The organism is Rhizobacter sp. Root1238, from assembly GCF_001425825.1.
Taxonomy (GTDB): Bacteria; Pseudomonadota; Gammaproteobacteria; order Burkholderiales; family Burkholderiaceae_C; genus Rhizobacter.
Window position 1 is genome coordinate 56,172 of the sequence record NZ_LMDM01000018.1, and the last position, 11,564, is coordinate 67,735.

11 protein-coding genes are annotated in these 11,564 nt (G+C 71.1%); 5 read left to right on the plus strand and 6 right to left on the minus strand.

Features of this window, described 5'->3' with window-relative positions:
- Positions 1 to 85: 85 nt before the first annotated feature.
- Together ASC98_RS30440 and ASC98_RS15025 are read right to left on the minus strand one after the other, a co-directional pair.
- Entirely contained in the window at positions 86 to 694 is a 609-nt protein-coding gene (locus tag ASC98_RS30440; protein ID WP_056809878.1) for a PEPxxWA-CTERM sorting domain-containing protein, read from the minus strand.
- Positions 695 to 787: 93 nt separating this feature from the next.
- Positions 788 to 1,744, minus strand: a complete 957-nt coding sequence (locus ASC98_RS15025) for a LysR family transcriptional regulator (RefSeq protein WP_200953024.1) — start codon at positions 1,742 to 1,744, stop codon at positions 788 to 790.
- 101 nt (positions 1,745 to 1,845) lie between these two features.
- Here ASC98_RS15025 and ASC98_RS15030 point away from each other — a divergent pair, with 101 nt between their 5' ends.
- Complete coding sequence (locus ASC98_RS15030; protein WP_056820096.1) at positions 1,846 to 3,066, plus strand: MFS transporter; 1,221 nt, start codon at positions 1,846 to 1,848, stop codon at positions 3,064 to 3,066.
- Positions 3,067 to 3,068: 2 nt separating this feature from the next.
- Here ASC98_RS15030 and ASC98_RS15035 read toward each other — a convergent pair whose 3' ends face one another.
- Complete coding sequence (locus tag ASC98_RS15035) at positions 3,069 to 4,079, minus strand: transporter (protein WP_056809881.1); 1,011 nt, start codon at positions 4,077 to 4,079, stop codon at positions 3,069 to 3,071.
- Between the two features lie 170 nt (positions 4,080 to 4,249).
- Here ASC98_RS15035 and ASC98_RS15040 point away from each other — a divergent pair, with 170 nt between their 5' ends.
- Together ASC98_RS15040 and ASC98_RS15045 are read left to right on the plus strand one after the other, a co-directional pair.
- Positions 4,250 to 6,436 (plus strand): M66 family metalloprotease, encoded by a 2,187-nt coding sequence (locus tag ASC98_RS15040; protein ID WP_082541940.1) that lies wholly within the window; start codon positions 4,250 to 4,252, stop codon positions 6,434 to 6,436.
- 91 nt (positions 6,437 to 6,527) lie between these two features.
- Positions 6,528 to 7,286: an extracellular solute-binding protein gene (locus tag ASC98_RS15045; protein ID WP_162249283.1), complete on the plus strand. Its 759-nt coding sequence runs from the start codon at positions 6,528 to 6,530 to the stop codon at positions 7,284 to 7,286.
- On the opposite strand, the gene pcp is transcribed toward ASC98_RS15045, so the two are convergent.
- Positions 7,287 to 7,952, minus strand: a complete 666-nt coding sequence (gene pcp / locus ASC98_RS15050; protein ID WP_056809887.1) for a pyroglutamyl-peptidase I — start codon at positions 7,950 to 7,952, stop codon at positions 7,287 to 7,289. It lies immediately after the preceding gene.
- 108 nt (positions 7,953 to 8,060) lie between these two features.
- Here pcp and ASC98_RS15055 point away from each other — a divergent pair, with 108 nt between their 5' ends.
- Positions 8,061 to 8,621, plus strand: coding sequence for a YgjV family protein (locus ASC98_RS15055; protein WP_056809889.1), 561 nt, complete (start codon positions 8,061 to 8,063; stop codon positions 8,619 to 8,621).
- A gap of 43 nt (positions 8,622 to 8,664) precedes the next feature.
- Positions 8,665 to 9,777, plus strand: a complete 1,113-nt coding sequence (locus ASC98_RS15060) for a DUF748 domain-containing protein (protein ID WP_056809890.1) — start codon at positions 8,665 to 8,667, stop codon at positions 9,775 to 9,777.
- Between the two features lie 90 nt (positions 9,778 to 9,867).
- Here the strand turns inward: ASC98_RS15060 and ASC98_RS15065 are convergent, their stop codons facing one another.
- Together ASC98_RS15065 and ASC98_RS15070 are read right to left on the minus strand one after the other, a co-directional pair.
- On the minus strand, positions 9,868 to 10,368 hold the full coding sequence (locus ASC98_RS15065; RefSeq protein ID WP_082541948.1) for a DNA-binding protein: 501 nt from the start codon (positions 10,366 to 10,368) through the stop codon (positions 9,868 to 9,870).
- 42 nt (positions 10,369 to 10,410) lie between these two features.
- Positions 10,411 to 11,250, minus strand: coding sequence for a class II glutamine amidotransferase (locus ASC98_RS15070; protein WP_056809894.1), 840 nt, complete (start codon positions 11,248 to 11,250; stop codon positions 10,411 to 10,413).
- Between the last annotated feature and the right edge of the window lie 314 nt (positions 11,251 to 11,564).

Consider the following 11,564-nt stretch of genomic DNA (forward strand, 5'->3'; position numbering starts at 1 on the left):
TGATGCGATCCCGGATGGGCGTCCGGGGACGCACGGCTCGCAGCCCGGATGCCCATCCGGGACGCGCGTTTTTCAGGTGCGTTTTTCAGGTGCGACGGCGCGCGAAGAGGCCGACCGCGGCCAGCCCCGCGAGCATCAGCGCCCACGCGGCCGGCTCGGGCACCGGCGTCAGCATCACCGCGCCGACGGTCGCGTTCAGCGGCGTGCCGTCGAGCCCGACGCTGTGCAGCAGCGAACCGGTGACGGTGTAGTCGCCGGGCGCGCTCAGCAGCCACGCGCCATGGCTGTAGGCCGGGTTGGCCCAGGCCGCATCGAAGTTCAGGCCGACGTTCGGCGAACTGCCGACGCTGCCGGCCGGCACGTCGCTGGTCGACCAGTTCCGGCCGTTCACCTGCACGTTGAAGCTGTCGCCGGCATAGCCCGCATCGACCACGCGCAGCCAGGTCGGTGTCGTGATCGAGAAGCTGAACGACAGCAGGGAGCCGTCACTGATGTCCATCCATTCGAGGCCGGACGATGCGGCCGTCTGCTCGTCGACGTCGAAGGCCACCCACTGCCCGAGGCCGGGTTGCACGGTGGTGCCGTGGGCCGCGCCGAACGCGCCCACCAGGGCCAGCACCGTGGCCGCTGTCGCAGCGCGCCGCGTGGTTCGTCGGAACCGGTCGGACAGCTTGAGTCGCTTGATGTTTTTCATGATCCTCCTTGAGACGGCATCCACGCGGTGCCGCGGGACCGACTTTCGCGGCTCCGGCCGACCGCTGTCCATCCCCTTTTTGCGTCAGGGGAATCAGACCGGCCGCGTCACCTCGGCCAGCGCAGCGGGCAACTTCGCCCGCATCGCTTCGATGAAGCGGCGCAGGCGCGCCGGATGGAAGCGCGACGGCGGATAGATCAGGTGCACCGGCAGCGCTGCGGCGCGCCATTGCGGTGCGAGGTGCAGCAGCCGCCCGGCCGCGATCTCGTCGGCGAGCATCCAGGTCGACATCAGCCCGATGCCGATGCCGCGCACCGCGGCACTGCGCAGCGCGTAGAAGCTGTCGGTGGTGAAGCGCGGGCGGAAGGTCACGCGATGCGCCTCGCCGGTGTCGACGTGGCTCAGCAGCACCTCGGTGCGGTAGAAGTTGCGCGCACTCAACCAGGGCAGCGCGGCGAGTTCGCGTGCATGCACCGGCATCGGGCGCCCGGCCATCTGCGACGGTGCGGCGACCACGATGCGCGGCACCTCCGACAGCTTGATCGCGACCACCGACGGATCGGTCACCTCGCCGACCTGGATCGCGCAGTCGATGCCGTCGCCGACGAAGTCCGGCGTGCGGTCCGGGGTGCTGTCGTACAGCAGCCACTCGACCGTGACGCGCGGGTGGTCGCGCATGTAGTCGGACAGCGGGCCGACCAGCAGCTGCTGGCCGAACGCATGCGGCGCCACCACGCGCAGCAGGCCCTCGGGCTCGTCCTCCGCGCCGCGCAGTTCGGACGCGAAGACCCGCCAGCTCGCGATCAGCTCCTTCGCGCCTTCGTAGCAGCGCTCGCCGTCGGCGGTCAGCGTCATGGCGTGGGTCGAGCGCTGCAGCAGCCGCAGCCCGAGCGATCGCTCCAGCGCCTGCAGGCGCCGGCTCACCGTCGGCTGGGTGGTGCCCATCTGCGCCGCCGCGGCCGACAGGCTGCCGGCCTCGACGATGCGAACGAAGGTTTCCATCAGCTCGATGCGGTCGGCCGGGGGGCTCGCGGTGCTGTGCTTGCTCATGCGCTGAGCGTATAGCAATTCTGCGGACCACCGGGCTACCCAGACGCGGTCGTCCTGGAGACACTGCAGCCCTTCGTTCAAGCACTCAGGGTTTACGCGAGATGTCCACCATTCCTTCAACGCATGCCGCACCGATCGCCTTGACGCCGTCCGGCAATGTGCCGCTGCCGATGGTGCTGCTGCTGGCCACCGGCACCGGGCTCGGCGTGGCGTCGCTCTACTACAGCCAGCCGATGCTCGGCGTGCTCGGCGCCGAGATCGGCGGTAGCGCGAGCGGCGGCCAGGCCATCGGCTTCGTGCCGACGATGACGCAGCTCGGCTATGCGCTCGGCATCCTGTTCCTCGCGCCGCTCGGCGACCGCTACGACCGGCGCCGCATCATCCTCGCGAAGGCAGCCGTGCTGTGCGCAGCGCTGCTGCTGGCCGGCGCGTCGCCGTCGGTCGGCGTGCTGCTGGTCGCCAGCCTCGCGATCGGGCTGGCCGCGACGATGGCGCAGGACATCGTGCCGGCCGCCGCGACGCTCGCACCCGACGCGCACCGCGGCAAGGTGGTCGGCAGCGTGATGACCGGGCTGTTGCTCGGCATCCTGCTGTCGCGGGTGGTCAGCGGCTTCGTCGCCGAGCATTTCGGCTGGCGCACGATGTTCATCGCCGCCGCGGCCGCCATCGCGCTGCTCGGCGTCGCGCTGTGGCGCGGCCTGCCGCGGCTGAAGCCGACCACGCACCTGGCCTACCGCGCGCTGCTCGGCTCGCTCGGCAAGCTGTGGCTGAAGCACGGTGCGCTGCGCCGCGCGGCGCTGGCGCAAGGGCTGCTGTCGGTCGGCTTCAGCGCGTTCTGGTCGACGCTGGCGGTGATGCTGCACGGCGAGCCCTTCCACCTCGGCAGCTCGGCGGCCGGTGCATTCGGGCTGGCCGGCGCGGCGGGCGCACTCGCGGCACCGATCGCCGGCCGCATGGCCGACCGCCGCGGGCCGGAGCTGGTGACGCGCGTCGGCGCGGCCCTGGTGCTGGTGTCGTTCGCGGTGATGGGGCTGATGCCGTTCGTTGCGCCGCAGGCGCAGCTCGGCCTGCTGGTCGCGAGCGCGGTCGGCTTCGACCTCGGCCTCCAGGTCGCGCTGATCGCGCACCAGACCATCGTCTACGGCATCGACCCCGGCGCCCGCAGCCGCCTGAACGCGGTGCTGTTCACCACCGTCTTCATCGGCATGGCGACCGGCTCGGCGCTGGGCAGCGTGGCGCTCGCGCACTGGGGGTGGATGGCAGTCACGGCGCTGTCGGCGGGCGCGGCAGCCCTGGCGCTGGCGGTGCGCCTCTGGCGCTGAGTTCAGTCCTTCTTGCGAAAGGCCAGCCAGCCCGCCAGCGCGGTGAACACCACGACCAGCAGCACCACCACCAGGAAGCCGTGCTTGTGCTCGCCGAACGGGATGCCGCCGACGTTCATGCCGAAGAAGCCGGTCGTGATGTTGATCGGCAACGCGAGCACCGTGACCATCGTCAACGTGAACAGGCTGCGGTTGGTCTGCTCGCCGACCTCGGCGGCGATCTCTTCCTGCAGCAGCTTGATGCGCTCCTGCAGCGCCGCCAGGTCGCGGATCACCAGCGAGAACTCCTCGGTGGCCTGGCGCAGCTCGTCGAGGTCGTCGGCCGCCACCCACGGCGGCGGCTGGCGCAGCAGCCGGAACAGCGCGCCCGGCTCCGGCGCCAGCAGGCGCTGCAGCCGCACCAGCACGCGGCGCAGCTGGCCGAGCTCGGCGCGGCGGCGGTCGAGGCGGCCGCGCAGCAGGCTGTCCTCGATGCCGTCGACCTTCAGCGTGGCCTCGCGCACGATGCGCACCAGCACGTCGCCCTGGTCCTTCAGCAGGTGGTTCAGCAGGTCGACCGACGAGCCGAAGCGCACGCCCTGCTTCACCGCCTCGCGCAGCCGGTCGATCGAGCGCAGCGGATGCGCCCGCGCGCTGACGGCCAGCCGCGCATCGACGCTCATCCACAGCGTCGCGATCTCCGACGGGTCGAACGCGAATTCATAGGCCACGTCGTTGACGACGGCGACCAGGTTGTCCTGCGCGTCCTCGATGCGCGTCGAGCGCGAGCCCTGCTGCAACGCCTCGAAGAACTCCGGCGCGAGCGGCAGGTTGGCCTGCATCCAGGCCTGCGACGTCGCCGAGGTCAGGTCGAAATGCAGCCAGATGAAGGCACCGTCACCCGGCCGGACGGCCGGCGGCGTCTTCAGCCATTCGACGGCCTGGGCCAGGTCGATCGGCTCGCCGCAGGCGCTGGGCGAAAAGCGGTAGCCGCACAGCAGGCCGTTCTGCTGGGCTCCGTAGGTGATGGGCATGGGGGCTCCTCCTGTGATGCATGCGCGGCAGCCCGCGATGAGAACACGGCTTGATGACACGCGCCTTCAGTTGCAAGCGGGTGTAAAAGCAGAAAAGGGGAAGGCGTCGTGAATGCGCTTTCACGATTCTTCGCGGATCATCGCGGCGCTGCCAACCCGGACCCCGAAGCATGAAGCGCCTGCCCCTGCCCACGACGACCCGCATCGCCCTGCTGTTCACTGCCGTCGCGCTCGCCGCGTGCGGCGGCAAGGACGATGGCGACACCTCCGCGCCGCCGCCGGTGTCGACGCCCTCGCCGGCCCCTGCGCCGGCTCCGGCCCCCGCGCCTGCGCCGGCTCCATCGCCGGCACCGTCTCCCGCACCAGCACCAGCACCAACGCCCGCACCAGCGCCCGCACCTTCTCCGGCACCTTCCCCGGCGCCTTCGCCCGCGCCCGCACCCTCGCCTGCTCCGGCACCCGCCCCCGCCCCGGCCCCGACCCCCGCGCTCACCAGCGTCGAGCTCGCGCAGACCCATGCGCTCCCGGCCACCGGCCGCAGCATGCAGTCGCCGAACGACGTGAAGAACAAGGTCACGAAGCGCCTGCTGCTGGTGGCCGACCGGGCCGCGCTGCTGATGGTGCAGCCGGCCGCCAGCGTCAGCTCGCTGCTGGTGCGCGCGAAGCTCGCCGACGGCCGCACGCTCGGCCCGCTGGCGATGAACCCGCCGGCGAAGCTGCCCGCCACCGACGGCGGCCGCCCGGCCTATTCCAGCGTCAAGTACAGCGTGCTGCTGCCGCGCGAATGGATCCAGATCGGCGCGTCGCTCGAGGTCGGCCAGGGCGATTTCTCGTCGCCGCGCAGCGTCGCGCTCAGCGTCACGCCCGCCACCACGCTGACGCACCACACGATCCCGGTCTACCTGTTCGGCGCGCGCGCCGCGCAGTCGGTGGTGCCCGACTGGGCCCTGTCGTCGGCCTCGACCAACGGCTACACGCTCGACCAGGAGTACCAGCAGAAGCTGCCGATCGCGAAGCTCGCGCAGGTGACGACCGGCGCCGTCACGATCGACCAGCTCGCCGTCGGCCCGCGCAACGACGACCAGTTCTGCTACCCGGCGATGACCTTCGGCTCATGGGCCGACTTCAAGGCCGCCGGCGGCGACACCAACGCCCGCATCTACCGGCTGCTGTCCGACATGCGCGGCAACAGCGCGAACCGCAACGGCTCGTTCGCCGACGGCTTCTACGGCTTCGTGCAGACGGTCGACGGCGGCCGGCAGGTCGCCGCGTCGACCGGCGGCGGGCTGGGCGGCGGTGGCGTCGGCACCTCGGGCGGCGACTACCGGCCCGACCCGGTCTACTCGGCCATCTTCAACCACGAGATGGGCCATGCCTACGGCCTGCCGCATGCCGACGCCGCGGCCGATGCCGGCGACTACCCGTACCCGATGGGCACGAAGAGCGGCTCGACCTGGGGCTACGACGCGCTGAAGAACCAGCTGCTGACGACGCTGGAGTACAGCGGCCAGTCGTGCGACGGCCGCACCGTCGACGGCACCTGCTTCCAGCGCACGCCGATGTCCGGCGGCGACGACGACCGCGACGGCAAGACCTACCGCTGGAACGCGTTCTCCGACTACCAGGCGGCGCAGATGCAGGAAGGCTTCCTCGACAAGGTGTTCCCCGACGACAGCTACGACGGCGGCTACAAGCGCTGGAACCGCGGCACCGGTGCGTTCGAGAAGCTCTCCGCCAGCGACCGCGCCCGCATCGGCACCGACGTCGTGAAGACCGGCCAATCGGTGCAGACGGTGATCGGCACGGTGTCGCACTTCAACCTGTCGCCGACCGCCAGCGGCATGGTGGTGACGCCCGCGTGGACCGGCAACCTGCCGAAGCAGCTCGACCCGACGGTGCAGGCCGACCTGGACCTGACGCTCGGCAGCGCGCCCGGCGCCTGGGGCGGCTACTACTGCGTCTACAACGGCTGCGACTACACGCTGGTGGCGACCTATGCCGACGGCACCGTGCTGCGCAACCTGCTGTCGATGGGCTACCACGTGATGGACGGCGACGTGCGGCCGAGCGCGAAAGACGTGCTGAGCGGCGACAACTTCGCGAGCTATGCGGTGAACCTGCCGACCGGCCACGGCGGGCTCGCGAAGCTGCAGCTGTTCAACACGCCGTTCGGCTCGAAGTGGCAGGCGAAGCTGACCGCGATCCGCGTGGCCGACCTCGGCACCGGCGGCTACCCGCTGGTCAACGAATGGACGCCGGCCGCCGGCTTCGGTGGCGGGCCGGGCGCGCCGGGCACGACGCAGTTCGATGCTGCGGCCTGCAAGGCGGGCGCGGTGGTCAAGCGGCCGGCGCGCTGACACTGGCCGCCATGAGCCGACGCACACGCTGACACACGCCGCGCCCGGTCGGGGCACACTGCGGGCCTTGCCGCTTCCAGGAGGTCTTGCGATGCACCGATCCCTCTCGTCACTGGCGTTGGCCTGGCTGGTGCTGGCCGCCGCCCCGGCCGCGGCCGACACCGTGAAGGTGCTGACCAGCGGCGCGTTCAAGCCGGTGGTCGTCGCGATGGTGCCGGCCTTCGAGGCACGCACCGGCCACAAGGTCGAGGTCGCGAACGACACCGCCGGCGCGCTCGCGAAGCGCGTGGCTGGCGGCGAGGCCTTCGACGTGCTGGTGCTGACGCCGGCGGCACTGCAGCCGCTCGCGAAGGACGGCAAGGTGCTGCCCGACAGCATCGCGCCGCTCGCGAAGGTGGGCATCGGCGTCGCGGTGAAGGCCGGCGCACCAAAGCCGGCCATCGGCACCGTCGAGGAATTCAGGCATGCGCTGATCGACGTGCGCAAGATCGCCTACATCGACCCCGCGTCGGGGGGCACCAGCGGCATCTACCTCGACGGCCTGTTCGAGAAGCTCGGCGTCGCGCAGGTGGTGAGGCCGAAGGCGGTGCTGGTGGCCGGTGGGCTGTCGGCCGAGAAACTGGTCAGCGGCGAGGCCGACCTGGCGATCCAGCAGGTCAGCGAGATCCTGCCGGTGGCCGGCGTCGACCTGGTCGGCATGCTGCCGCCGGAGATCCAGAACTACACGACCTATGCCGGCGCGCTGGGCACTGCCGGCACGCACCGGGCGGCAGCGGCCGAATTCCTGAAGGCCCTCTCGAGCGAGGAAGGCCGGCAGGCGCTGCGCAGCAAGGGCATGCTGCCGCCCTGATCAGTGCGTGCTCCCGGCGGCCAGCCGGATGTCGCGCTCGACAGCGAGCGCCGTCGCTGCCATCACCCGCACCGCCTGCACCACCGCCTCGAGCGCGAGGCTCGGTGCGCCCGCGTGGCGCGTCGCCATCGCCGGCAGGTACGGCACGTGGATGAAGCCGCCGCGCAGCGCGGGCCGTTCGCTCGCGACGTAGTGCGACAGCGCGTAGAACACCGCATTGCACACATAGGTGCCGGCCGTCGACGAGATCGACGCCGGGATGCCGTCGTCGTGCAGCGCGCGCAGCATCGCCTTGATCGGCAGCGTCGACAAGTACGCGGTGGGCCCGCCCTCCACCACCGGCTCGTCGACCGGCTGCCGGCCGGCGTTGTCGGGGATGCGCGCATCGACGATGTTGATCGCCACCCGCTCGATCGAGACATCGGTGCGCCCACCGGCGAGGCCCAGGCACAGCACCAGTGTCGGATTCAGCGCTTCGATCGCGTCGATCAGCGCCGGCCCGGCGTCATCGACCACGCACGGCAGCCGGCGCGCCGCGAACACCGCATCGCCGACGCGTTCGCCGTCGAGCGCGCGGGCGGCCTCCCACGACGGGTTGAGGGTTTCGCCGCCGAACGGCTCGAAGCCGGTGACGAGCACGGTCTGCGCGGGGCTGGGTCGGGTCATGCGACATCCTACCCACCCAGCCGGCGCCGGCGGCGAGATGCGCCGTCATCCGGGTTCGATTCCGCGGACCGCCGGCCGGGCGGCGGCCGGAGACTGTCGTCACCCGCCATGCTGATCGACGACCTGCTCATCCACGCCACCGGCCTCGCCGCGCTGGCCATGAACGCCTTCGCGATGCTGCGACGCTGCGAGAAATCGCTGCGCGTGCAGTCCGGTTTCGCCGGCCTGCTGTGGGCGCTCAACAACGTGCTGATCGGGGCCCACACCGCGGCAGCGCTGAACCTGGTCAGCGCCGGCCGCACGGCCACCTCGGCCGCGACGCTGCAGCACGGCGCGGGCGCACGCAGCCTCGGCCTGGCCGCCTTCGGCGTGCTGACGGTGGCCACCGGCCTGCTGACCTGGAACGGCTGGGGCACGCTGTTCCTGATCGCCGCCTCGCTGTGGTCCACCTATGCGATGTTCTACATGACCGGGCGCACGCTGCGCTACTCGATGCTCGCGATCTCGGCGCTGTGGATGTACCACGCGTGGAGCTACGAGGCCTGGGAGCAGATGGCGGCCAACGTGCTGACGGCCGGCGCGGCGCTCTACGGCGCCTGGCGTTTCGACCGCGAAACCGTGGACGACGGCACCGAAAGCGACGGCAGCGTCGCCCCCGCGCCGCGCTGACCGCCGGCATTGGGTAGCATGGCGCCCGCCCATGATTGCCCCGATGCTCGCCCGCCTCCCGACCCTCACCCGCCTCCAGCGCCGCGTCGCCATCGCCGGCGCGATCTTCCTGGGCCTGCTCGTGCTCGCCGTCATCGCGCTGCAGATCGCGACGCGCCAGCTGCAGGCCGAGGTGGCGCTGGCGCTCGGCCCACGCGCCAGCATCGGCGCGATCCGCCCCGGGTGGACAGGCATCGACGTGCTCGACCTGCGAATCCAGGGCCCGTCCGGCTGGCCTGCCGCCGATGAACTGCGCGCCAGCCGCGTGCGCATCACGCCCGATCCGCGCAGCCTGTTCGGCGGGCCGTGGCGGATTGCGCAGGTGCGTGTCGAAGGCGCCTACCTGGCCGTGCTGCGCACCCGCGACGGCAAGACCCGCGTGCTGCCGTCGCTGCTGGAGCGGCCGCAGGACAAGGCCAGGCCGGCGTCCGCTGCCGCGAAGCCCGACCCGCAGGCGAAGCCACTGCTCGTCATCAACCGTGTCGCGCTCGACGCCGCGCAGGTGGAGTTCTTCGACAGCTCGGTGCGCCAGCCGGCGCTGCGCCTGACCCTCGATGCGGTCGATGCCGACGTCGGCCCGCTGGTGCTGCCGCAGCTCGACAAGCCGCTGCAGGTGCAACTCGACGGCGTGTTCAAGGGCGTGCAGCGCGACGGCCGCATCCGCATCGACGGCGACTACACGGTCGCGTCGCGCGATGCCGACATCCATGCCCGCTTCAACGACGTCGACCTGGTCGCGCTGCAGCCTTATTTGCTGAAGGTGGCCGACAAGGGCATCAAGCGCGGCACGCTCGACCTCGACCTGCGCGCCACCGTCGTGCGCAACCAGTTGAAGGCGCCCGGCAAGCTGACGCTGACCGGCCTCGAGTTCGCCAGCGACGGCGCGCTGTCGACCTTCGCCGGCGTGCCGCGCCAGGCGGTGCTGGCGGCGATGTCGAAGGACGGCAAGATCGACGTGAAGTTCACGCTCGAAGGTCGGCTCGACGACCCGGCCTTCTCGCTGAACGAGAACCTCGCGACCCGCATCGCGTCCGGCATGGCCGAGAGCCTCGGGGTCAGCCTGTCCGGCATGGTCAAGGGCCTCGGCGGGATGGTGAAGGGCCTCTTCGGGAAATAAACGGCCCACCCCCGAAGCGCCTTCGGCGCCTCCCCCTCAAGGGGGCGCCGCCAGCGGCCCGGCAAAGCCGGTTCCGCGGCGGCCGCTGGATCAAGTACCTCGGCGCGCGTCGGGAGAACCAAGCAGTTCGTCGATGCGCTTGTGGGCCTCGGCCAGCGCCGCGTCACGCCGGGCCAGTTCGGCCTGCAGCCGAACCGCCCTGCCGGCGGCCTCGAACGCGGCCGCGTCGGCAATCGCCGCCCGCTCCTTCTCGGCCTCGACATTGGCGACCGCGGCAGCCATGGCCTCGCGCAGCCGCTGCTCGAAGACCCGCTGGTCGACATCGCGCCGGGCCTCCGCCTGCGCGACCTCCCAGAAATGGCGCGCCGCCTGCATCAGCGGCTCGGGCACGTCGGGCGGCACGCCGAACGCGCCGGGATCCTTCAGGCGTCCGCCGAGGTGGCGGTACCAGTCGTCGAGCAAGGGACTGACGGTGTTCGGCGATCCACGGCCCAGCTGGCGCCGCACGCGCTCGATGGTCGGGCGCTCGCCGGCCAGCAGCAGCGCGTCGCACGCTGCCCAGACGTCCTTCGGTTGGATGCCGGTGGCCATGTTGCGCATCATACAAACGCTGTATGAAATGCAACAGCCCGGTCAGGTCGTCGCCACCGCCTCGCGTTCGTCGGCCGGCGCGAAGGCCTGGGTGCGCGGATCGACCTGCCGCCAGACGGTCTCGCCGCCGACGAACACCCGCATCTCGCCGGTCGCGAGCCGCACCCACGGCTCGGCATCGGTCAGCGGCTCGGTCGCGATCAGCGCCATGCGGTCGTCGACGCCGTTCAGCCGGCCGAGGTCGAGGCTGATGTCGCAGTCGAGCAGCCGCGCGGTCGGGAACGGGTGCTGGCGCTGCAGCAGGTAGAGCTTGCTCGAGCAGTGGGCGTACAGCGCCTCGCCGTTCGACAGCAGGAAGTTGAAGTTGCCGTGGCGCGCGATGCGCTCGGTGAGCAGCGCGATCTGCGGCGCCAGTTCGGCCCAGCCGACCGGCCGCACGCGGTCGGCGAACTGCGCGCGCAGCTCCTGCAGCAGCCAGCAGAACGCGCGCTCGCTGTCGGTGCCGCCGATCGGGCGGTAGGGGCCGGTCAGCGGGGGTTCGAACCCCCGCAGGTCGCCGTTGTGCGAGAACAGCCACGGCTGCCCCATCCACTCGCGCTGGAACGGATGGCAATTGGCCAGCGACCGCACGCCCTGCGTCGCGCGGCGCAGATGGGAAATGACGATCGCCGACGGAATCGGGTAGTCGCCGAGAAAGGCGGCCAACGGCGATTCGCTCGCCGGCTGGTCGTCGTGGAAGACCCGGCAGCCGCCCGGCTCATAGAAACCGACACCCCAGCCGTCCACATGGTGCGAGGTGCGCCCGCCTCGTTGCCGGAAGCCGGTGAACGAGAACGTGATCGAGGCCTTGCTGTTGCAGTTCATGCCGAGAAGCTGGCACATGTGGATGCATCCGGAAGATCTGGTTGCGCAATGGTTTGCGTCCATGCAGACATCGTGCCCGGGCCGGGGTGACGAATCGCGCGCACTCTCCACACGCCGGAGCGGCCCTGTCCCTTGATCAAGGGGTCAGACAAACGTCCCTTGTGGGTTTCGCCGTAGTTGATTCGAAGGAAGCCTTCCTACACTTTGTTTCACAACATGGAGTGAGCGAGGTTGTATGCGAGCCCACCACGGCACCCCGACGTCCGTTGCCTCCCGCGGCCGATTTCCATTCTCCCGAAGCGCCGTCGCACTGCTCGCGGCGCTGGCCTGCA